The organism is Pseudoalteromonas sp. SM9913 (assembly GCF_000184065.1).
Taxonomy (GTDB): domain Bacteria; phylum Pseudomonadota; class Gammaproteobacteria; order Enterobacterales; family Alteromonadaceae; genus Pseudoalteromonas; species Pseudoalteromonas tetraodonis.
The window spans coordinates 60,882-82,362 of the sequence record NC_014803.1 but is presented as its reverse complement, the minus strand read 5'-3'; the positions used below and the strand labels follow the sequence as shown (position 1 = coordinate 82,362).

The 21,481-nt window shown below is 39.0% G+C and carries 22 protein-coding genes and 2 tRNA genes; 16 read left to right on the top strand and 8 right to left on the bottom strand.

Features of this window, described 5'->3' with window-relative positions:
- Positions 1-74: 74 nt before the first annotated feature.
- From PSM_RS00395 to folX, 6 genes are all read left to right on the top strand, one after another.
- Positions 75-3,428, top strand: a complete 3,354-nt coding sequence (locus PSM_RS00395; RefSeq protein WP_013463709.1) for an ATP-binding protein — start codon at positions 75-77, stop codon at positions 3,426-3,428.
- Between the two features lie 47 nt (positions 3,429-3,475).
- Complete coding sequence (locus PSM_RS00390; protein WP_028834876.1) at positions 3,476-4,108, top strand: YceH family protein; 633 nt, start codon at positions 3,476-3,478, stop codon at positions 4,106-4,108.
- Between the two features lie 72 nt (positions 4,109-4,180).
- Positions 4,181-5,017: an ammonia-dependent NAD(+) synthetase gene (nadE, locus tag PSM_RS00385; protein ID WP_013463707.1), complete on the top strand. Its 837-nt coding sequence runs from the start codon at positions 4,181-4,183 to the stop codon at positions 5,015-5,017.
- 127 nt (positions 5,018-5,144) lie between these two features.
- Complete coding sequence (folM, locus tag PSM_RS00380; protein ID WP_013463706.1) at positions 5,145-5,864, top strand: dihydromonapterin reductase; 720 nt, start codon at positions 5,145-5,147, stop codon at positions 5,862-5,864.
- Between the two features lie 23 nt (positions 5,865-5,887).
- A complete protein-coding gene (gene folE / locus PSM_RS00375; protein ID WP_008108996.1) occupies positions 5,888-6,442 on the top strand; it encodes a GTP cyclohydrolase I FolE in 555 nt (184 codons plus the stop codon).
- 3 nt (positions 6,443-6,445) lie between these two features.
- Positions 6,446-6,802 (top strand): dihydroneopterin triphosphate 2'-epimerase, encoded by a 357-nt coding sequence (folX, locus tag PSM_RS00370; RefSeq protein ID WP_013463705.1) that lies wholly within the window; start codon positions 6,446-6,448, stop codon positions 6,800-6,802.
- Here folX and PSM_RS00365 read toward each other — a convergent pair.
- The 3 genes from PSM_RS00365 to PSM_RS00355 all read right to left on the bottom strand — a co-directional run bounded on the left by PSM_RS00365 (position 6,779) and on the right by PSM_RS00355 (position 10,007).
- Entirely contained in the window at positions 6,779-7,219 is a 441-nt protein-coding gene (locus PSM_RS00365) for a YqaA family protein (protein WP_013463704.1), read from the bottom strand. The genes folX and PSM_RS00365 overlap by 24 nt on opposite strands.
- A 91-nt stretch (positions 7,220-7,310) precedes the next feature.
- Positions 7,311-7,676, bottom strand: coding sequence for a DUF4870 domain-containing protein (locus tag PSM_RS00360; RefSeq protein ID WP_010392586.1), 366 nt, complete (start codon positions 7,674-7,676; stop codon positions 7,311-7,313).
- Between the two features lie 159 nt (positions 7,677-7,835).
- Positions 7,836-10,007: a S9 family peptidase gene (locus tag PSM_RS00355; RefSeq protein WP_013463703.1), complete on the bottom strand. Its 2,172-nt coding sequence runs from the start codon at positions 10,005-10,007 to the stop codon at positions 7,836-7,838.
- Positions 10,008-10,198: 191 nt separating this feature from the next.
- On the opposite strand from PSM_RS00355, the gene PSM_RS00350 reads away from it, so the two are divergent.
- Positions 10,199-10,669, top strand: coding sequence for a DUF2721 domain-containing protein (locus PSM_RS00350; RefSeq protein ID WP_013463702.1), 471 nt, complete (start codon positions 10,199-10,201; stop codon positions 10,667-10,669).
- Between the two features lie 53 nt (positions 10,670-10,722).
- On the opposite strand, the gene PSM_RS00345 is transcribed toward PSM_RS00350, so the two are convergent.
- A complete protein-coding gene (locus PSM_RS00345; protein WP_013463701.1) occupies positions 10,723-11,256 on the bottom strand; it encodes a hypothetical protein in 534 nt (177 codons plus the stop codon).
- An 11-nt stretch (positions 11,257-11,267) separates the two neighbouring features.
- On the bottom strand, positions 11,268-13,601 hold the full coding sequence (locus PSM_RS00340; protein ID WP_013463700.1) for a S8 family serine peptidase: 2,334 nt from the start codon (positions 13,599-13,601) through the stop codon (positions 11,268-11,270).
- Between the two features lie 221 nt (positions 13,602-13,822).
- Between PSM_RS00340 and PSM_RS00335 the strand changes: the two genes are divergently transcribed.
- Positions 13,823-14,275 (top strand): c-type cytochrome, encoded by a 453-nt coding sequence (locus tag PSM_RS00335; RefSeq protein ID WP_013463699.1) that lies wholly within the window; start codon positions 13,823-13,825, stop codon positions 14,273-14,275.
- A gap of 51 nt (positions 14,276-14,326) precedes the next feature.
- Here PSM_RS00335 and PSM_RS00330 read toward each other — a convergent pair whose 3' ends face one another.
- Positions 14,327-14,983 (bottom strand): cytochrome b/b6 domain-containing protein, encoded by a 657-nt coding sequence (locus tag PSM_RS00330; RefSeq protein ID WP_013463698.1) that lies wholly within the window; start codon positions 14,981-14,983, stop codon positions 14,327-14,329.
- A gap of 105 nt (positions 14,984-15,088) precedes the next feature.
- Here PSM_RS00330 and PSM_RS00325 point away from each other — a divergent pair, with 105 nt between their 5' ends.
- The 3 genes from PSM_RS00325 (at position 15,089) to PSM_RS00315 (ending at position 16,674) form a co-directional block, all read left to right on the top strand.
- Positions 15,089-15,793 (top strand): AzlC family ABC transporter permease, encoded by a 705-nt coding sequence (locus tag PSM_RS00325; RefSeq protein WP_013463697.1) that lies wholly within the window; start codon positions 15,089-15,091, stop codon positions 15,791-15,793.
- Positions 15,790-16,089: an AzlD domain-containing protein gene (locus PSM_RS00320; RefSeq protein WP_016900234.1), complete on the top strand. Its 300-nt coding sequence runs from the start codon at positions 15,790-15,792 to the stop codon at positions 16,087-16,089. Before PSM_RS00325 ends, PSM_RS00320 begins: the two co-directional genes overlap by 4 nt.
- 93 nt (positions 16,090-16,182) lie before the next feature.
- Entirely contained in the window at positions 16,183-16,674 is a 492-nt protein-coding gene (locus PSM_RS00315) for a glutathione peroxidase (RefSeq protein ID WP_013463695.1), read from the top strand.
- A 118-nt stretch (positions 16,675-16,792) separates the two neighbouring features.
- Here PSM_RS00315 and PSM_RS00310 read toward each other — a convergent pair whose 3' ends face one another.
- Positions 16,793-16,978, bottom strand: coding sequence for a PA3496 family putative envelope integrity protein (locus tag PSM_RS00310; protein ID WP_008108975.1), 186 nt, complete (start codon positions 16,976-16,978; stop codon positions 16,793-16,795).
- 387 nt (positions 16,979-17,365) lie between these two features.
- Here PSM_RS00310 and PSM_RS00305 point away from each other — a divergent pair, with 387 nt between their 5' ends.
- The 5 genes from PSM_RS00305 (at position 17,366) to PSM_RS00290 (ending at position 20,372) form a co-directional block, all read left to right on the top strand.
- Positions 17,366-18,160: a YggN family protein gene (locus tag PSM_RS00305; RefSeq protein WP_013463693.1), complete on the top strand. Its 795-nt coding sequence runs from the start codon at positions 17,366-17,368 to the stop codon at positions 18,158-18,160.
- A 760-nt stretch (positions 18,161-18,920) separates the two neighbouring features.
- Positions 18,921-19,061 (top strand): hypothetical protein, encoded by a 141-nt coding sequence (locus PSM_RS18555; protein WP_008113257.1) that lies wholly within the window; start codon positions 18,921-18,923, stop codon positions 19,059-19,061.
- Between the two features lie 226 nt (positions 19,062-19,287).
- Positions 19,288-19,378: transfer RNA gene (locus PSM_RS00300), tRNA-Ser, on the top strand.
- A 53-nt stretch (positions 19,379-19,431) separates the two neighbouring features.
- A tRNA-Ser gene (locus PSM_RS00295) sits at positions 19,432-19,524 on the top strand.
- Positions 19,525-19,883: 359 nt separating this feature from the next.
- Positions 19,884-20,372 carry a DUF4124 domain-containing protein gene (locus tag PSM_RS00290; RefSeq protein ID WP_013463692.1) on the top strand — a complete coding sequence of 163 codons (489 nt, stop codon included), beginning with the start codon at positions 19,884-19,886 and terminating at the stop codon, positions 20,370-20,372.
- On the opposite strand, the gene PSM_RS00285 is transcribed toward PSM_RS00290, so the two are convergent.
- Positions 20,356-21,480 carry an aminotransferase class V-fold PLP-dependent enzyme gene (locus PSM_RS00285; protein ID WP_013463691.1) on the bottom strand — a complete coding sequence of 375 codons (1,125 nt, stop codon included), beginning with the start codon at positions 21,478-21,480 and terminating at the stop codon, positions 20,356-20,358. The two genes, PSM_RS00290 and PSM_RS00285, sit on opposite strands and share 17 nt — an antisense overlap.
- Between the last annotated feature and the right edge of the window lies 1 nt (position 21,481).

Sequence of the window (21,481 nt, the reverse complement as noted above, 5' to 3'; positions counted from 1 at the left end):
AACTGCGCCATTTTTATTTCTTCGATAAATTGACTATAGTTAGCCTGTCTTGATTAACAACTTAATTACATTCTATGTCCCCGCAGCGCAAAAACAAACGCACCCGAATTAATAACGCTAAGCTGACTTTTTTATTATCGCTGGTGTTGATAATCACTATCAGCTTGGTGCTTGATCACGTCAATTATCACCGTGAGAAAGATGCTTATCGATTACGCACTCTGTCGCAGGTAAGTACCTATAGAGCACAACTTGAAGCTGTATTAGTGTCTAATATTCAACTCATTCGTGGCTTAGCTATTGCTGTTGCCGCTGAGCCAAACTTAGATCAAACTCGCTTTGAACAAATTGCAGCCCCACTTTTTGAAACCTCAAATGAGCTACGTAACATTGGCGCGGCGCCAGGCATGGTAATAAAAATGACCCATCCGCTTAAAGGTAACGAAAAAGCGATAGGTCTTAATTTTTTGGAAAATAAAGCACAGCGCGAAGATGCCATTAAAGCAAGAGACACGAATACGATCGTGATGGCAGGTCCACTTCAGCTTATCCAAGGCAGCGAAGCCTTGATTGCGCGCGTACCAGTATACTTGCCAGAAAATAACGCCTTTTGGGGATTGCTCTCAGTGGTACTCGATATAGAAAAAGTTTATGAAAACTCGGGGATTATTGAACTACAGCAAAATTATAATATAGCAATACAAGGACGTAATGGATTAGGTAAGCAAGGTGAGTTTTTTTTCGGTGGCCCCTCTATTACTGATCAAGACCCTCTAGAATTTACTTTAAACTTTCAAGGAGGTGTTTGGCAGCTTTATGTTATACCCAAGCAAGGCTGGCAACCAGTGAGTTCTTCGATCTGGCCTTTACGGTTCATTATTTTAACCGTGTTAGGCTTGCTCATTTCTGCCTTTTTGTTTTATCTAAAAATACTCAACCGTGAACAAGAAAGCGAAAGAATGCTTGAGGTGATGAGTAATTTAGCACAAGTCGGTGCATGGTCGTTTAACTTAGAAAAAAAACACGTGTTTTGGTCAGATATGACTAAAAAAATATTTGAATACCCATTAGATGAGCAACCAAAATGGTCAGAAAATTTAAACTATTTTAAAGAAGGTGAAAGTAGAGAAAAAATCGCTAAACTGGTTGAAAGAGCAATTAAGCATGGTGAAAGTTACGAAACTGAGCTTGAAGTGATCAATGCAAATGGTCAGCCTGTATGGGCACTTGTTCACGGTGAAGCTGAACATAAAAATGGCCGTTGTGTAAGAATATTTGGTTCATTACAAAATATTGATGCCCGTAAAAAAGTAGAATTAGAAAATCGCAAAATTGCTCGTTTTAACGAAACCTTGGCCTCCTTAACGGTGAGTGATGAAATATTAAATGGCAAACTAAGCCAATCTAAAGAATTAATCACGCAGTCTATTTGCCAAGCCCTTGAGGTAAACTGCGCCAGTATAAAATTGTTTAATCAACAAAGAACCCAGCTAATTCAATTTGCGAGTTTTAATCGTTCAGGTAGCGAAAATAATATTCCGTGGCTGCAAGAAACTATTCCTGACTTTTTTACCGCAATAGAACGAAAAGCGATATTTTGTGTTGATGATGCTCAACAACATCCCTACTTAGCCCCTATCAAAGAAAGCTACCTTCAACCGTTTTCAGTCAAGACGATGCTGTGTGTTCTTATTCCTGCAAGCAGTGGCTCTATTGGAATAGTTTGTGCTGAGCAAGATATAGTTAGAACATGGAGCCATAATGAAGAAAGCTTTTTAATTGCTGTAGGGGCTTTAATTGGCAGCCTTTACTCTAGCCAACAACGTATAGAAACAGAGGCACAACTAGTCAAGGCAAAAGAAGCCGCAGAACAAGCTGTGATTGCAAAAAGTGAGTTTTTAGCCAGTATGAGCCATGAAATTCGCACACCCATGAATGGGGTGTTGGGAATGCTTAATATTGTTAAAGCAACCCAATTAGATCAACAACAAAAGCATCATATTAAACTTGCGCAATCATCTGCAGAGTCATTATTAGGAATTATTAATGATATTTTAGACTTTTCTAAAATAGAGGCTGGCAAGTTAGACATTGAAAATATTCAATTTAATTTACCTCGCTTACTGGGTGAAGTGGTTGAGTCATTTGCATTAAAAGCCGAACAAAATAACACCACGTTAATTTTGGATGCAACACATATCACTAGCAGCGAATTTATTAGCGATCCGAATAGATTACGTCAAATTTTAAGTAACTTAATTGGTAATGCCGTTAAATTCACCCAAAACGGTGAAATATTGGTAACCGCTAAAATAACCCACACACTTGACGCCACAGTTTTAGAATGTGCAATCGCTGACTCAGGTATAGGAATCAGCGCAGAGAAACAGCCCCATTTATTTGACTCATTTACTCAAGCAGACACATCAACCACACGCCAATATGGTGGCACAGGCCTGGGTCTTGCTATTGTAAAGCAGCTTTGTGAGCTCATGAGTGGCGAAGTGAATGTGAGCAGTACACCAAATAAAGGCAGTACATTTTCCTTTTTTATAAAGATAATCCCTCAATTAGTTCAACAGCACGAAGCATATCAAGCAATTAAAAATAAGCGTATTTGGGTTATTGATGATTGCTTACTCAATACCACTATTGCCAAAAAACAATTAACTCGCTGGGGGGGCAAGGTCAGCACGATTTGCGATTACCTGTCTATAAGTGACTACATTAATAGCCATGAAGATACCCCACCAAACATTGTGCTCGTTGACAGTGCTTTATTTGAACCATTATACGAAGCTCAAGCACTCGCACTTAAGCAGTTTTTAATAAAAAGTAACAGCCATTTAATTATTATGGCTCCCATGAGTTATACAAATAAAAACGCGACCTTACCATTAACCGAAGAAACCCTCGTATTTAAACCACTCACCCCTTTTGATTTACAAAATGCGCTGACTGCAAAAAGCACTATCGAGCAAACACACGTTGATACACAACTAAAGTCGCTTGCTGCCACTGAGGTTATGACAGATACACTGGCGGCGCATGTTTTATTAGTAGAAGATAATAAAATTAACCAAGTTGTTACCGCTGCTTTTTTAAAACAGTTGAACGTGACATTTGAGATTGCTGAAAATGGTGCTGAGGCAGTTGAAAAGTTGAATCAAAACCCAGCTAACACTTATCAATTAATATTAATGGATTGCCAAATGCCTACGATGGATGGCTACCAAGCAACTATTGCCATCAGAGAAGGCAAAGCAGGTAAGGTAAATAAAAACATAACAATAATAGCGCTTACCGCAAACGCAATGCAGGGTGATAAAGACAAATGTTTAGCCACTGGTATGGATGATTATTTAACTAAACCCCTCAATGCCACAACTCTTCATTCTAAGCTCCAGCAATGGCTTACAAGCAAATAACAGTGTAAGCTAAAAATAGAATTTATTAGGTGAGATAAGGTATGCAATTGCAATTATCAATGGAGCAACAACGCGTTATTGGTTGTTTATTAGAAAAACAAAGCACAACACCTGAGCACTACCCTTTATCGTTAAATGCATTAACAAATGCCTGTAATCAAAAATCGAATCGCGCGCCAGTTGTTAATTATACAGAAGAGCAAGTTCAAACAACCGTTGATGAATTAATCAGTATGCGATTAGTCACTGTAAATGAAGGGCTGTCTGGGCGAGTTAATAAATACGATCATCGTTTTTGTAATACTGAGTTTAGTCACCTGCAATTTGATCAACAGCAAAGGGCGATTATTTGTTTATTATTATTGCGAGGCGCACAAACACCTGGCGAATTAAAAACACGCAGTAGCCGCCTTGCCGACTTTGCTCGTATTGATGATGTTGAAAAGTCACTTGAACAACTAATTCAAAGCAATCATGTTAAAAAGCTGCCGCGCGAATCAGGTAAACGGGATTGTCGATATATTCATTTATTTGCAGATCAATCATCTGTGAACGAGGCTTCACTTGAGGCACAAACACACACTGATGATATAAAAAACACTGAGCTAAATGACTTACTTGCAGAAATTGATGAGCTAAAAGTCCAGCTTAAACAAATAAAAGCTCACTTAGGGCTTTAATTCATAAATATGAAATCACATAATAGTTGCTCTATGTAGAGCGTAAAAATTATTTAACTAAAGGAGCGGGCCATGCGCGCCGAGATTATGGCTGAAATGAAAGTTCAGCCTTCGATTGATGTAAACGCTGAAATTAAACGCCGAGTGGATTTTATTAAAGCACGTTTAAAAGCGGCATATTCAACCTCACTTGTACTAGGGATCAGTGGTGGTGTAGATTCATCGACCTGTGGCCGTTTGTGTCAACTTGCTATTGATGAGCTAAACCAAGAACACCCTGACACTCATTATCAATTTATTGCTGTACGCCTACCTTATGGCGTTCAAGCTGATGAAAGTGAAGCGCAAATGGCGGTTGATTTCATTAAGCCGAGCACCCGCATGACAGTAAACATTAAACCCGCAACCGATGCTCTGCATGAGCAGACAATGGCAACTCTCGCGGGTACCGAACAAACACTCCCTTCGCAAGATAAAATCGATTTTATTAAAGGTAATGTCAAAGCACGTCAACGCATGATTGCGCAATATGAAATAGCCGGCTTTTGCCAAGGCTTAGTGGTCGGTACCGATCATAGTGCTGAAAATATTACGGGTTTTTACACTAAATTTGGTGATGGTGCATGCGATTTGGCTCCTTTATTTGGCCTATCAAAACGCCAAGTTCGCGCATTAGCAACCACATTGGGTGCGCCTGCGCTTTTAGTTGAGAAAGCACCAACAGCAGATTTAGAAAGTGATAGACCTGGACTAACAGACGAAGAAGCACTTGGCTTAAGTTATGAAGAAATTGATGACTTTTTAGAAGGTAAAGCAGTTTCAAGTCATGTAGAAGAAACGCTAATTGCAATTTACCAGCGCACGCAACATAAGCGCCAGCCTATTCCAACAATATACGATGCTTTTTAAATCAATATTATAAGCGTGATTTAACTGATCGAGCCGCTTGTATTTTACGTAAACATGACGTGAAAATAAGTGGCTTAAATTTTTAAAAGTTAACCTTAACGCTTGCCAACAGAGAGTTTTATATTTTATGACACCCCCTATTTTGATTACTGGTGCAGCACAACGTATAGGGCTTGCGCTGGCAAAGCACTTTATAGCCCAAGGGCAAGCGGTCATTATTACTTATCGGACCCGTCATGAGGCTGTTGATTCGTTGGAACAACAAGGAGTTACCTGTCTTTATGCTGACTTTAGTACTGATGAGGGCATTAATACTTTTATTACGTTGCTTAAATCACACACTGACTCACTCAGGGCGGTTATTCATAATGCATCAAGCTGGGACTGTGAAGCTAACAACCCCCACTTTGAGCAGCTGTTTGACAATATGATGCGCATTCATGCAAAAACACCGTACTTGGTAAACTTACACTGCGCAGATTTACTATTAAATTATCAGGCGTCGCATGCTAAACCCGCTGACATTATTCATTTGACTGATTATGTAGTGGAAACAGGCAGTCCAAAGCATCTTGCTTATGCGGCCAGTAAAGCCGCACTGGATAACTTAACTAAATCATTTAGTGCTAAATATGCACCTAACATAAAAGTAAATTCAGTCGCACCATCATTAATTATTTTTAACCAACATGATGATGAGCAGTATCGCGCTAAAACTTTAAAAAAATCATTAATGGGTATCGAACCTGGATGCCAAGAAATTATTAATAGTATAGACCTACTACTGAACAGCCATTACATCACAGGGCGTGCTTTACCTGTTGATGGTGGTCGCCATCTTAAGTAAGTCCTAATAAAACTGAGAAACTTATGCATAACGAATTAAAAGAAAGCTATCAAAAAATTATAACTGCTGTAGGTGAAGACGCTGAACGTGAAGGGTTACTTGATACCCCAAAACGCGCTGCAAAAGCGATGGAGTACCTTACTCAAGGATATCGTCAAACGCTTAACGAAATCACTAACAATGCGGTATTCACCTCTGACGCTGACGACATGGTATTGATACAAGACATCGAGCTTTACTCTATGTGTGAACATCATTTACTCCCTTTTATTGGCCGCTGTCATATTGCTTATATCCCTGATGGCAAAGTATTAGGCTTATCTAAGTTTGCGCGTATTGTTGATATGTTTTCGCGTCGTTTTCAAATTCAAGAACAGCTTACCCATCAAATTGCAAAAGCGGTTGAGGAAGTAACCGGTGCAAAAGGTGTGGGGGTAATTGTTGAAGCAAAACACATGTGTATGATGATGCGTGGTGTAGAAAAGCAAAACTCAAGCATGCGTACCTCGGTAATGCTAGGAAACTTTAGAGCCGATCCGAAAACACGTAATGAGTTTTTACAGCTGATCAAAGGATAATGTATGGCAAACGCAATTATTAATGTAACTAATTTACGACTACGCACATTTATTGGTTTTAATCCTGATGAGCGTGAAAAAAAACAAGATGTGGTCATTAACCTTGAAATTCACTACCCTGCTGATCAAGCTTGTGAAACAGATGAAGTAGACCAAGCACTTAACTACAAAGTGATTACTAAAGAGGTGATTAGCTTAGTGGAGCAAGGACACTTTTTATTGTTAGAAAAACTAGTTGCTGAAATTCTTGCTGTTTGCCACTCACACCCAAGTGTTAATTATGCTAAGGCTCGAGTAGATAAACCTCATGCGTTGCGCTTTGCCGATTCGGTTTCTTTAACCCTCGACTGGCACAAATAATCCAACGGCAAGGGCTATTACCGCTAAATAACGTAACCCCTTGCCGAGCGTTACCAGCACTAAAAATGTAGTAAAGCGAACTTTAAACACGCCGCCAATAACGGTTAGTGGGTCGCCAACGATGGGCAGCCAAGCAAACAACAGGCTATAAACACCATATTTATTAAACTGCTGTTGTGCTTTTTTAAGCCCTTTTTCAGACACTGGAAACCATTTTTTATCTTTAAAACGCAATGCCTGCGTCCCTAACCAATAGTTAACACAACTGCCTAGTACATTACCCAAGGTTGCTGCGAACCAAATTAGCCATAAGTTAGTATTGCCTTGCATGATCATGCCACCCATCAATACTTCAGAGGAGCTAGGTAATAACGTGGCAGATATAAATGCTGTAAAAAATAATGTTATATAGAGCATCTTTCCCTTATGGCTAAAAACTAAACCCAGCAATTAGCTGGGTTTGAACGACTTTTTAACTTAAAACCAATTCACCGAATAATAAAAACAGTTATTTTATCAAATTTAAGCTAAGGGGATAATTAAACTCTTTGCCATCGTTGGCTTTCACGCTTGCGATAACCACCATCACAAATGAAAAAATAGCCACCATAGGTAACAGTAGTAAACCAACCGCTGCAAAAATTAGTAAAAAACAAACAAAATAAGCTATAGCCATAGTAATTTGAAAATTAAGGGCTTTTTTGCCATGTATATCAACAATTGGCATTTCATCTTTTTTAATTAACCAGATAATAAGAGGGCCGAGTACCGACCCAAATGGCACAATAAACCCCGCTAATGCACTTAAATGACATAGCATTGCCCATGTGCGGTCATCTTTATTGACGACTTTAATCTCTTGATTTTGTTCCATTACACTCTCCCTTCTCGTTTTTATTTTGCGCTAAAATAATATTCACACTCATTAGCCACCTTAATGTAAATGCTTATTTATCCAATGCAAAGCATTTGTGTATATTTAAAAATAAAAAAGCGCAGCAAATAGCTGCGCTTATTGATATTGCCAGACCAGTTACTTATTCACACCCGCTAAATCAAGCATAAAAGCATAATTTAATGCAGTATCTTCTAAGCGTTTGAAGCGACCTGATGCACCTCCGTGCCCTGCTTCCATATCGATTTTAAACAGTAGCTTGTTATCATCTGTTTTGTAATCTCGCAGCTTAGCCACCCACTTTGCAGGCTCAAAATATTGTACCTGTGAATCATGTAAGCCAGTAGTAACTAACATATTTGGGTAATCTTGCTTACTGACCTGATCATAAGGTGAATACGATAACATATACTCATAGTATTCTTTCTCATTAGGGTTACCCCACTCACCGTATTCGTTGGTTGTAAGTGGAATACTTGCATCAAGCATCGTGGTCACTACATCAACAAATGGAACCGCAGCCACCATACCTTTATACAACTCAGGAGCTTGGTTTGCCACTGCGCCCATTAACAAGCCACCCGCACTGCCACCTTGAGCAAATATTTTATCTTTTGCACCATACTTTTGCTCAACCAATGCCTTGGTAACATCTACAAAGTCGTTAAAGGTGTTCTTTTTAGTCAGTAGTTTACCGTCCTCATACCAAGGGCGACCTAGCATTTGTGAACCGCGAATATGCGCAATGGCAAATACAAAACCCCGATCGAGCAAACTTAAGCGAGCGCTAGAAAAGGTAGGATCCATGGTCGCGCCATACGAGCCATAACCATATTGTAGCAGCGGATTAGTTCCCTCTTTTTTAAACATGTCTTTGCGATAGACTAGGCTTACCGGTACTTTAATACCATCTCGTGCAGTGACAAAAATTCGCTCTGATGCGTAGTTATCTGCACTAAAATCACCGAGTACTTTTTGTTGTTTAAGTAATGTTTTATTGCCAGTAGCTAAATTAACATCATACGATGAAGCGGGTGTTGTCATACTGGTATAATACACACGTAATGTATCGCTATTTAAATCATTGTTACCGTAGGTGCTAATTGTATAAGCACTGTCGTTAAAGCTAAGCGGTATCTCTTTACCCGTGGTTAAGTTACGAGCAATAATAGTCGACTGACCCATTTCACGCTGCTGATACACTAAGTAATCGTTAAATAAGTCGATGCCTTCTAATTTTATATTATCGCGAGCGGGGATCACCGTTTGCCAATTAGCTTTATCGCCAGCTTTATCAATATCTACTTTCATTAACTGAAAGTTGACTGCGTTTAAATTAGTGACAATGTAGTAAGTATTACCCAGCTTAGAAATTCCATACTCCAGATCCGCTTCACGTTCAATCAAGCGTTTTGGCATAGCTTTAACATCATCAGCACTTAAAACCGATACACCTGACGCAGTTGTACTGCTGTGCCAGATATAAATTTCTGAATCGTCTTTGCTTTTGCTAATACCCATGTAATAACTGGTATCTGTTTCTTCATAAACGAGTTCATCTTCAGCCTGTGGGGTACCGAGCGTATGACGATAAACTTGGTAACCTAGTAAAGTTTGTAAATCTTTTTTTATGTAATAAAGCGTTTTGTTGTCGTTTGCCCAAACAACACTGCCATTCGTACCTTTAAGCGTATCTTCGAGTAATTTACCAGTGCTTAAGTCTTTTATTTTTATATTATAAATACGACGACTTACGGTATCTTCACCATATGCCATTAAATTGCCGTTTGGACTTACATCTAAACCACTTACGGCATAATAATCATGTTCCTTAGCTAGCTCGTTTACATCTAAAATAACCTGCTGGTCAGTGCCTGCAAAATCACTACTACGTACATAAGTTGCGTATTCGTTATCACCGCGAGTTTGTGATGAATAATAATAGTCACCGTTTTTAACTGGCACTGAATCATCGTCTTTTTGAATTCGCCCTTTTAGCTCTTCAAATAACCTAGTTTGTAACGTTTTTGTATGCGCAAGCATTGCATCTGTATAAGCATTTTCAGCCTCAAGGTAACTAAGTACCTCAGGATCTTTTCGCTCATCATCACGCATCCAGTAATAATCATCGATGCGAGTGTCGCCATGGATTGTCATTTCATATGGCACTTTTTTAGCAACCGGCGGCATGACTTCGGTTTGAGCAGCTACATTTTCAACCTTTGCTGATTGCTCAACATCAGGGGCTTTATTACATCCCCCTAAAATAGCTAAGGATATAAAAGTAAGAACAAATGGGGTGTGTTTCATTGATTGGAATCTCTGTAGTTTTTATTTTTATTAAATATACCTAATATTTAATAGCACGGAGATTTAGTTTGTGAAGCTATGTAAAAAGAGAGCCTAGAAATTCTTTTTATATGTTTATGACTTCAGTTATCCTAACAATAACGAAGTAGCATTATATAGCCTCTTCATGCTGCTAATTAATAAGGATAAAAATGAACAACGACGTAATTAACATTTTAACAATGGCTAAAGTCATTCAAACAGCGGTTGCACCCGTTTTTTTAATTACTGGTATTGCAGCAACGCTCGGGGTTTTATCTAATCGCTTGGCGCGAATTACAGACAGAGCCAGACAGTTAGAGCGAAAATTAAAAGTTAGCACCGATGAAGAATTTAACTTGTCTCTGACTACAGAGCTTAGAGCACTCCTTAAGCGCTCTCGCTGCATACACATTGCATTTAGTTTAAGTGTATTAAGTGCACTATTAGTTTGCGCCGTGGTTATGCTGTTATTTTTATCTCACATACAGTCAATTAATTTAGGTGTCACTATTGGCAGCTGTTTTGTTGGTGCAATGGCATTACTGATATGTGCATTTATGTCATTACTCGGTGAGGTGTTTTTGGCAACGCGCAGTATGCGTCGAGGGATGATTTTCGCAGATATAGATATAAACGAATAATAAAAAACCCCGAGTCAATCGTGCTACTCGGGGTTTTACTTATTTAAAACAGATTACTGTGCAGTGTAAATAGTTTCTAACACTTCTATTTTAGCTTCTTTAATCAAACCAGATTCTTTTAGCTGCTTTGATGCAACTAAAATATCTTGACCATCATTTACAGCTAAAACAGCAATTTTAGTGCCTGGGAATAAAGATACGACCTTCAAACCTGCAGCCGAAGCAACATCGCTTGCACTCATACCATCTTTTAAAAGAATAGTAATATTACCTGATAGTGACGTTAGGTTATTAGTAAAAATATTACGAACTAATGTTCCTTTTGTGACCACATCAGACGATTTATCTACGCTTACTACTGTCATCTCACCTTTTTGCATAACGACATGCTCTTCTGAAGCAACACTCGAAGGCACTAAACGTAAGTTCTTTTCAATTTTGTAAGAACCAAAATCCGCTTTATCAAACTTTAATTTAGCTACTTGTTTCTTAGGAAGCTGAAGCTCTTTATCTGAGCTAGTGTTTGCTGTTGCCCCAAACGAAATACACGCAGCAGCACCCAATACGATTAATTGTTTAATTTTCATCTTTATAATCCTTACTCTTGACCTGCGTGACCAAATGCACGAAGAGATACACCTTCAAGTACACTTGCTGAGTTATTATTACTAATACCAGTAACACCTAGAGAATTATTTGAGCCTCGACTAAATGCAAAGCTATCTGCGCTTGTATCTAACAAACGAACAGTCCAAGTACCTTTCGTAGACTCTCCGTAGAAAGCATTTGAAAGCATCACAGCGTCTTTAAGTACATAACCTACACTCCAGCTATTCGTGAAGCTATATGCAGGGTAAAACAAAGCTTGTTTAGATGAAAGTAATACACTTCGAGTACCCGCTGGCGAAGTAACCTCAATAGCTAAATCATTACCAGCAGATGTTTGAGTACCATCAGCTAGGCCGAAGCCCATTTCAGGGTTGCTTACATCAAATTTAAATTGCATTGCCTCAATGTTTAATTCTTCTGTAACTACAATTTCTTGCGTTAAACCTGTAGCACTGTTATCAGGAATTTCTAATGCTAGTGCACTCTCAGAAACGGCTGAACCAACACCATTCCAATCCGTGATTACTTGCTCACCTAATGAAGCGTCATAAGACTTAGCCATTGCAACCGCTGCACCTGCATCTACACGCCCAAAGCCATATAAGTTATTAAAGCTATAACCAGCGGCATTTTCAACCCAACCATCATGTGCAACAAACTCACCATCTGCGGTAGTTAATTTTACAGGGGCATTTTCAGCGTCAATTAATGTACTTGTTGACGCTAATATATGACGCACATCACGCCAAGTTAGTTCAGGATTAGCCGAAAGAATAAGTGATACTACACCTGATGCATTTGGCGCAGCAGACGATGTACCGTTAAATGTAGATGTATAGTTACAACTTGCGTTATCTTCATTACCAGGATAGTTAAATGGGAACTGGCTTATGGCAAACTCTTCTCCATATCTCTGAGTAAAGCTTGCAACAGCACCACTATTAAAGCCTGAGTAACCGTTGATACATGTCATCTGATCCGTTGTTACCATTGCAGGTGCCCAACGACCATATTCACCAGCTGGCGCTGAAACCATTAAGTTAGCACCTGCTGTTGAGTAGCTAGTGTGCTTACCATTTGCATTTACAGCAGCAACACTTAGATAGTAAGGATGGCCTTGGCTTGGCTCAAACGCACCGTTATAACACGTTAAACCTAAGTCATTAGCTCCATTATCTTCACATAGTGAGCCTTCATCACCGCCATCAACAAAAGAGTTACCACTCGATTTCATATTAAGTGCCCCCTTACCATCTCGCAGGTTTAGGTTTGGGTATGACTCAATAGCTTCATCTAATTCTGAATATGCAATAAATGTTGGGAAAGTTATGCCATAACTACGGTTAAACGCAGAAATATTTTCTGTTGTGCTAATGCCGCTTCCAGGGAAACCATGCACCATTAACTCAGTTTGTGGGATTTTAGCACCACCAAGATAATTCATACCAATTAAACCAGCATCAGGAGCAACGCCACGGCCACCTTTACCATTCCAACCTTTTGCAGCAATCAAACCAGCAACACTTGTACCATGATCACCACTGTTTGACATACTAGTAGGATCTGTACGGTCAGTCGCATCAGCATTTAGGTTTAAAGAGCGGTTTGGTAATACATTATCGATTAAATCTTCATGGCGGATTTCCATACCCGAATCGATCACAACTGCCGTTGCACCTGCCCCAGTAACACCTTGAGCATAAGCATCAACAACATTCATATCTTCACCAGCTACAAGCTCTGTCGCTTCTGATTGAGCAAAGCTAGCGTTGACATCGGCTTGTGCTTCTTCTTCTGTATCGCCAAATAAACTAACGTACAAATCAATTAAGCCTTGTTTCATCTCATCACTAAGCGAGTAAGCTTTCTGACCTGTATTGTTTAGGTGCCACTGCTGATTTGCAAGAGGATCTCCAATAATTCCTGAGATATTAATTTTCGCAGAGGCCGTTTTACCGTTTGCAGTTACTGTGTAATCAATAACCGCATCTTCACCAGAAACAGGCACATATGTAAACGAAGTACCCTCTACTGTTAACATACCATGGCTAAACTTAAAGACACCATCTTGCGCGGTAATTGCCTCGCCATTTTCAGTAAAACTAAAAGTAAGTGCGTCACCATCATTATCACTTGCTTTAAAGTCTGCAGTAACTGGAACCCATTGTTTTAAATCAGTAACGACAACATCACTCGCTTTTGGTGCTACATCAGTAACAACTGGAACTGTATTGTTATTATCATTATCGCTTCCACCACACCCTGATAGCGAAATTACTATCGCTGCAGACAACGCTGACAGCTTAAAAATATTATTTTTCATAAATGCTCTTCATTGGTTATTTTTATGACACCTGAATGTACACAACCAAACAACAAGCAGCAACACTGCATTTACAAACATTCACAATAAACCGTAAAATAATATCAGCCCGATTAAAATCCCGTTAATAATATCAAAGTAATAATCTATGCTTTCCCTTGAACTAAAGCCTAAGCTAATATACAAAGATAATTAAAGAACCCTCAAAGGAGTAGAGTAAAGTGAAATTGAAGCAAGTATTTATCGGGGCATTACTATCTACATGCGCACTTAGTGTATCTGCAAATTCTGCATTTAAAGAGCCGAGTGATGCAATTGAGTATCGCCAAGCTGCATTTTCTATGATTTCAGTTCAAATAGGCGATATGGGTGCCATGCTTAAGGGTAAAATTCCTTTTGATGCAGAGCAATTCAAACAGCGTGCAAATAACGCGGCGGCATTATCTAAAATGCCTTGGGAGGCCTTTTACGCAGGCACTGAAAAAGGCGATACATCAGCACTTCCTGCGGTATGGTCTGAAAACGATACTTTTATGAAAAAAGCGACAGCGTTTCAGCAATATGCTGATGAACTTGCTGTAGCAGCTCAAACAGGTGACAAAGCGGTCATTGGTAAAGCATTTGGTGCATGGGCTAAAGGCTGTAAAGATTGCCATAAGCAATTCAAAGACTAATAAATTCTGTGTATTAAACAATAAAAATGGCGCTGTATTAGCGCCATTTTTTTAACTAAGCAGATAACTTAAAGGCTCACTTCCCCAAGTACTCATTAATAAAATCAGTAATAGTAACAATAAAAACCATGCAATCCATGGTGACTTTGTCTCAGGCTCTGAGCTTTGTGTTGGCAGTGCTTTATTGCCGGTGATCATTGCTTTTACTAAAGGCTTGCCTTTAATTTTGTAAGCAATAATAGCCACAACATGCAAAATAATCGCATAAAATAAAATATCAAAATTGATATGGTGCAGCCAGTTGGCAAAATCAATCGTATCACTCGATACATACTGCGCTAACGGGCCATCAGTTAAAATGCCATCACTGCTCATTAAACCACTAACCAGTTGCGTAATAATCAGTATAAAAAATAATAACACCATATAACTACCTGGTGCAGAATGGCCCACATCATTTATTTTTTTGCCACTAAAAGAAGCAAGCACCGACTTAGGAGAATGCAGTAATGCCGATATTCTTGCCGTTTTACTGCCTATAAGACCCCATATAATCCGCGTTGAGATAAGCGCTAAAGTAAAAAAGCCAACCACAAAATGTAGCTCTATCATGCCCTCTTCAGCACTAAAATAAAGCGCAGCAATACTCAATACTAATAACCAATGAAAGCTTCTTAAAAAGCCATCCCACACTTTTACCTTGAACATTGCACCTTCCCTAAAAAACAGTATCATCTAAAACGCTAACTATTTTAGCATCTTAATATTAAGGTATCCTAATGAGTCTTTCTACCAGTGCGCAGAGTAAAACACATGCAGTCCATTAAAAAACCGATACTAAAAGGCTTTTTAGATATGCTGCCATTATGTTTAGCCGTTATTCCTTGGGGGATTTTATGTGGCTCGTTGGCAATACAAAATGGCTTTACCCCTTTTGAAACTCAAGCCATGTCGCTACTGGTATTTGCAGGCTCGGCGCAGCTGGTTGCAATTGAGCTCATTGCTGGTAATACCCCTCTATTAACCATTTTATTTACCACGTTTATTATTAGCTCTCGCCATTTTTTATATGGCTTGGCGGTTCGTCACAAAGTGATTGAGCAACCCATGCGTTGGCGCCTTCCAGTCAGCTTTGTCTTAACTGATGAACTATTTGCTTTTTCGCATCACCCTCGCGCCTACCAGACTCAAACGCGCCTAATTTACGCGCTCAGCGCAGGCTTTAGCTTTTACATTGCTTGGAATATTTGGACACTTATCGGTATTGTAGCCGGCACTATGCTCCCTGATCTAACCAATTTAGGACTCGACTTTGCGATTGCTGCAACCTTTATTGCTTTGGTTATCCCAGGAGTTAAAAATTTAGCCACTCTTGTCACGGTCATTGTTGCAGGGATCTGTGCCACTTTATTAAAAAGCACAGGCTTTGAGCTGTGGTTGGTATGCTCAGCACTATTAGCAATGAGTGCAGGTTACACTGTAACTAGAATAGTAAAAAATAAGGACGCTAAATCATGATGACGACTATTTTACTTATGGCATGTATTACCTTTTTTACCCGTTATTTATTCTTACACCGCGCGCTACCATTTAAAGTAGGGCCTAAAATGCAGCAGTTTTTGAGCTTCAGTGCACCTGCGGTTCTAACAGCGATTTGGGTGCCGATTGTATTTATAAATGATGGTGGCATTAATCTAAATTGGCAAAACCCTTATTTAAGCGCAGCGATTGTAGCCATTATAGTTGCTTACAAAACACATAATATTTACCTAACCACACTTGCTGGTATGGGGTTATTTTTGATTTTAAATTAACAGTAACGCCATAGCAGTGTTCACTATTTCGACTTTGTTAATCACCAAGCAAAGGTTAGACTATGCCAAATAAACAAATAATAGCTTAATAATATGCACCCATTTCATCAACTAAGTGCTACTAGCCTGCAAGGCCAACCTATCGATTTTAAAGAGTTTGTAGGTAAAGTTGTGTTAATAGTAAATACCGCAAGTGAGTGTGGATTCACCTATCAATACGAGTCATTGCAAGCATTACACGAAAAGTATGCCAGCCAAGGTTTAGTCATTATAGGTTTCCCGTGTAACCAATTTGGCCAGCAAGAACCCGGAGACGCGAATCAAATAGCACAAGGTTGTTTAATAAATTACGGAGTTAGTTTTTTAATCGCAGAAAAAGTGAACGTTAATGGTCAGCATACACATTCGGTTTTTCGCTATTTAAAATCTGTATTGCCGGGGTTTTTGACACGAAAAATTAAGTGGAACTTCACAAAATTTTTGATTAATGCAGATGGCTCACCGATTAAGCGCTACGCGCCCTTTACTAAACCTGAAAAACTAGAAAAAGTAATTGAAAAAGCATTGCTCGCAGCTAAAGTTTGAGGCTTAAAAATTATAAAGAGGCATAAAGCCTCTTTATTACCAACCCACAGAGCTCTAAATACTAACTAAGTAGCAGTTAAAAGCTAATATGTCGGCACTGATTTGTACTAGCGACAACCTAATCAATATAATCGTTTAAGTCATCTTCACCTAGGTTTTTACGCAAGCGTTTTTGCTCAAGGTAATCCTCTAACTTTCTTTTCACCTTTTGCTTTTTCTTGTCGTGTTGATTACGCCCGACCATTTCGTATTCGTCTTCAACAAAATCATCATCTAGCGCATCGTAACTAAATGTCTTACCCACAACCCACTCCATAAAGTGTTTGAGACCAATTACGGATTCTTGTATCGCGATAATTGGTGAAATTAAAATGTTCAACGCAAATTCATTGTACAAATTTACGTCAAAATAAAGCCACATCGCTATCCTAAATAGTCTCTGTGTCAGTATTGTGAATAAATAGCGCTAAATTTGAATTGTGGAAAGTGAGAGTTTTTTATCGTATCGATAAATTTTATTTATTATCATTTAACTGTTGGTTATTTTGACCAAATTTTAGCTTTTTTAATAACTTTACTTTCAACTTCAAAGCACCTTAAAAATCACAAACCACTGTTTTTAAACACTAAAAACTATTGGCACCAAACTTGTTATAAGTTAATTATCATCATCAAAAAACAGAGAATAAACATGAAAGAATTATTATTAGTTAGCGCAATTATGTGCGCCCCCGTCGCCATGGCTCATAACGATAACAGCTCTTCAATTACATTTAGTAACGACGAATGTAAAGTTGAGTTTAAAAACGATGTACGTATAAAGCCAAGTGAATTAGAAATTTTTAAAGCCAACAATCAACGTATGACTTTTACCACTCAAGGTGAGTTGTCGATCAATGGCGAGCAAGTAGCATTAAATAGCGCTCAGCGCCAAGCACTGACCAACTACACAGATAATTTACGTGCGCAATTACCTGAAGTAGCCAACATTGCACTTGATGGCGTTAAAATTGCGGGCGTTGCATTAGAAGAAGTCGCCAATGCATTTAATATTGATGGCCTCGATAACATTGCTACCTTAATGGACGATATTCAACAAGAAGTAGAGGGTACCTTTTACCAACAAGGTACATTTGTCATGGGCCAGCAAAGCTTCACTCAGTTTGGTGAAAACTTTGAACAGCAGTTTGAACAACAAATAGAAACTGCCGTTGAGTCGGCCGTAATGCAATCAATGGGCAGTATTTTAGTAGCATTAGGCTCTGAGCTAATGGGTTCAGGTGGCGACATGCAAGCCTTTGAAGAGCGCATGGAAAATATGGGCGCACAAATAGAAGAAAAAGTAGAGCTCCATGCAAAAAAACTTGAACAGCGTGCAAATACACTGTGTGGTGACTTTGTTGAAATCGCACAACAAGAAACTCAACTTGCTGCGCAAGTGCCTGCATTAAAAGGCTATGAGTTATTTACTATAAAACAGCACTAACTGCTCAGCATTTTAATTAATCTCCCTTTGCGGCATTTGCTTTTAAGCTATGCCGCATTTTGCGTTTTTTACCCCCACCAGTCCCATTTAACTCAAATAATAGACTGTTGAGCGGATCTGCTCTTGCTGTGCAGAGGCATTTTGTGGCTTCATAGTAAAATACAAACCAAAGTATAATCTTCACTTCGCTCTAGATCACTTAGAATGCCGTCCGAGCTGATGATTGTAAGCCCAAATTGCAACATATTAAAACCACCTCTTTTTAAGTTTTAAATTCTTGAGGCGGTGCGATCCCCAGTTAGACGCGTTTTAAAACGCAACTAACTCCAAAGTGCCTAGTAACCTAGGCACTTTTTTTATAATTTAAAAGCCTAGCAACACTCTTTTTTATCGTTTCTTTAATGCTCTTCTCTGATAAATAATTAACCACCTATAAATAGCATGTTAAATCTTTTAACGAAGTAAAACCCACCCCATTAATACAAAATAATTTAATCTGAATAACTATTCAAAATAATCTATTTATAAACATATTAAAATTAAAAAAACTGCAAAAGCCCCGTATAAAAGTGATATAGCACACGACTATAATGAATAAATATACAAAATCAAAAAAAACGCCATTAAATAGCAAATCAAAAAAAACACTTTCAGATTAAAAAAACTAATACTTCACCAGCAATTTTTATCGCTTTATTTTTAACCAACCTACGGGCAAAATGCACACGTTTTCAACAGACACAACCTTGGAGCGAATACAATGAACCCAATTAATACATTAAACCAAACAGCCACAACTCACGTTGCAGTTAAACCAACTAATCGCAAAGCGAGAATGTTAGCTAAACTTAACCGTTACGGAAAAAAATTAGCACTTGGCGGTGCAATTCAATACAAATAATCACCCAACCATGATTTTTGTATTGTTGCAGCAAACACCCAACCACTAAATGAAGTTTCTTCTTTAGCTCCATCTGTTTGCTGCCAGCTCCCTCCTCATAGCTAAAAATCATCTTTAATTTTCATAATTTACAAAAAAAACCGCATTTACGCTCACTTTTTAAGCAAACGATCTTTTTGCTATTTACACAGGCAACTCACCTAAGTATTATCCTGCATCACGACGTGGAGAGATGGCAGAGTGGTCGAATGCACCGGTCTTGAAAACCGGCAGGGGTTTATAGCCCCTCTAGGGTTCAAATCCCTATCTCTCCACCACTTATTTGTATTAATTGGTTTTTTCCGATTGATAACACGCTGAATAATGCGTCGGAGAGGTGTCCGAGTGGCCGAAGGAGCTCCCCTGCTAAGGGAGTATAGAGTTTGTAGCTCTATCGAGGGTTCGAATCCCTCCCTCTCCACCATTACTGATTACAAGCCACTTAATTGTGGTTTTTTTGTGCCTAAATTTTAACTCCGTTAAGAAATAGGGAGGGTGAGCACTCTCGACAGGGTTCAATAAAATGTCTGGAACATTTTAGGCCGCTGCAAGCGTCGCGCAGCGATTAATTACAGGGATGTAAGTAAGTCTATCCCTCCCTCTTCACCATTACTGATTACAAGCCACTTAATTGTGGTTTTTTGTGCCTAAAATTTAATAGCCTCTATTAATTCGCACTTTGTATAAGGCCGTCGCGAGCGCATGCTAATAAATTAAACAAATTGTATGGTGTCACAACTTAGTGCATTATAAATGGTACTTTAAACCAGCTTAGGTTTAACCATGGCAAAGCTAATATTACTACTATGTTGTTTGGGTGCCTGTGCTGCTAGCATGGCAAATGAAGTGACGGTTTATAAATGTACCATTAAAGGAGTGCCTACTTTTAGTCAAACTCCTTGCGCTGAAGACGCTCAAGTGATCACGCTTAGAAACGTCAACATCATGCAAACAAATACGCCACAATCTGAGAACACACCAGTTGCCGATACTTCTGTTGACGATTATCTAGCGGTGCAACAAATAGAGCGTGATATTGTGCAGCTTGAGCTTAAGATTAAACAATACCAACAAGAATACGCACAAAAAAAACAGCAAATCGATTACATGACCCAAGATAAAGCAAATCGCTTAGGAGCCAGCTCAATTGCGAATGCCATTACCACTGAAACGGCGGCACTTAAGCAGCGATTTGACCCACAAATCAAGCAAGCACAACAACAAATAGAAGCACTCACTCAAAAAAAACAGCAGCTTAGTCAGCAACCTTAAGTATGTGCTTCACAACATCAATAAATGTTTGTATCTCTGACTTTGTATTATATATGTGAGGTGAAACACGGATGCCGAGTTTACGCACATCAACACTTATTTTTGCAGTCTCTAATGCTGTTAATACACTTTGCTGATGCTCAGAAAACTGCAAAATAGCGGTGCCACTACATTGCTCTTTAGCGCTAGGTGACATTAAAAAAGCGCCCAATTGCTGCTGAATTAACTCAAGTAACATCAAGTTGTGCGATCTCACTTGTTCAACGCCAAATTCAACAATATATTCAATACTATGAGCGGCAATAATATAAGGAAGTACCGAGGGCGTACCGCCCCAAAACCTTAGTGTTTTAGCGTTATATTGAAAATGCGCAATATCAAACTCGAATGGGTTTTGATGTGAAAACCAGCCAACATCTTTTGGTTCACATTGTGTTATTTGCTTTGGATTTACCCATAAATAAGCAGCTCCTGGCCCTCCGCATAGCCACTTCACACTTGAACCGATCATAAAGTCAGCATTTAACGCCGTTAGATCGACAGGGATAACCCCTGCCGATTGCGCCACATCAATTATTGAGAGTGTATTCGTGACTTTACTCAGCGCCACAATATCGTTTATGGGAGCTTGTACACCCGTATTAGAATAAACATGGCTAACAAATACCCCATCAATCTCTGAAGTTAAATATCGCTGCCATACCTGTCTATCACTCAAGTCTTCATGCTCAGGGATGTAGCGTATTTTTGCACATTCAGGCAGTGCTTTTTGCATTACAAACCCCATACTGGGAAAATCAGCCTGCGCCATTAATACTGTACACTGTGGTTTATTAAATACGGGGTGTGACATAACCAATTTGGTTAAACCACTGGATAAATTAACCTGAGGACAAAATTGCTCACTAGGCGCATTAAACAACTGCCCTAATGCCTCAGTAAATCTTTCAATGGCGGGTAACCACTGTTGCCATGGCTCTTTTACACTTTCTTGCCAAGGAGTAAAAAAATGTTCAGTGGCATTTTCTAAGCTCGTTTTTAATGGGCGGCCAACAGAGTGGCTTAATAAATAACAACCCTGTGGCATACAAAAATCATTTTTAGCCATA

Excerpts from the sequence above, each read along its gene's own strand:
- PSM_RS00330 (WP_013463698.1), bottom strand. The coding sequence starts at position 14,983 with ATGTTCAAGGTAAAAGTGTGGGATGGCTTTTTAAGAAGCTTTCATTGG.
- PSM_RS00325 (WP_013463697.1), top strand. The coding sequence starts at position 15,089 with ATGCAGTCCATTAAAAAACCGATACTAAAAGGCTTTTTAGATATGCTG.
- nadE (WP_013463707.1), top strand. The coding sequence starts at position 4,181 with ATGCGCGCCGAGATTATGGCTGAAATGAAAGTTCAGCCTTCGATTGAT.
- PSM_RS00340 (WP_013463700.1), bottom strand. The coding sequence starts at position 13,601 with ATGAAAAATAATATTTTTAAGCTGTCAGCGTTGTCTGCAGCGATAGTA.
- folM (WP_013463706.1), top strand. The coding sequence starts at position 5,145 with ATGACACCCCCTATTTTGATTACTGGTGCAGCACAACGTATAGGGCTT.
- PSM_RS00345 (WP_013463701.1), bottom strand. The coding sequence starts at position 11,256 with ATGAAAATTAAACAATTAATCGTATTGGGTGCTGCTGCGTGTATTTCG.
- PSM_RS00395 (WP_013463709.1), top strand. The coding sequence starts at position 75 with ATGTCCCCGCAGCGCAAAAACAAACGCACCCGAATTAATAACGCTAAG.
- PSM_RS00315 (WP_013463695.1), top strand. The coding sequence starts at position 16,183 with ATGCACCCATTTCATCAACTAAGTGCTACTAGCCTGCAAGGCCAACCT.
- PSM_RS18555 (WP_008113257.1), top strand. The coding sequence starts at position 18,921 with ATGAACCCAATTAATACATTAAACCAAACAGCCACAACTCACGTTGCA.
- folE (WP_008108996.1), top strand. The coding sequence starts at position 5,888 with ATGCATAACGAATTAAAAGAAAGCTATCAAAAAATTATAACTGCTGTA.
- PSM_RS00365 (WP_013463704.1), bottom strand. The coding sequence starts at position 7,219 with ATGCTCTATATAACATTATTTTTTACAGCATTTATATCTGCCACGTTA.
- folX (WP_013463705.1), top strand. The coding sequence starts at position 6,446 with ATGGCAAACGCAATTATTAATGTAACTAATTTACGACTACGCACATTT.
- PSM_RS00355 (WP_013463703.1), bottom strand. The coding sequence starts at position 10,007 with ATGAAACACACCCCATTTGTTCTTACTTTTATATCCTTAGCTATTTTA.
- PSM_RS00290 (WP_013463692.1), top strand. The coding sequence starts at position 19,884 with ATGGCAAAGCTAATATTACTACTATGTTGTTTGGGTGCCTGTGCTGCT.
- PSM_RS00360 (WP_010392586.1), bottom strand. The coding sequence starts at position 7,676 with ATGGAACAAAATCAAGAGATTAAAGTCGTCAATAAAGATGACCGCACA.
- PSM_RS00320 (WP_016900234.1), top strand. The coding sequence starts at position 15,790 with ATGATGACGACTATTTTACTTATGGCATGTATTACCTTTTTTACCCGT.
- PSM_RS00305 (WP_013463693.1), top strand. The coding sequence starts at position 17,366 with ATGAAAGAATTATTATTAGTTAGCGCAATTATGTGCGCCCCCGTCGCC.
- PSM_RS00285 (WP_013463691.1), bottom strand. The coding sequence starts at position 21,480 with ATGGCTAAAAATGATTTTTGTATGCCACAGGGTTGTTATTTATTAAGC.
- PSM_RS00350 (WP_013463702.1), top strand. The coding sequence starts at position 10,199 with ATGAACAACGACGTAATTAACATTTTAACAATGGCTAAAGTCATTCAA.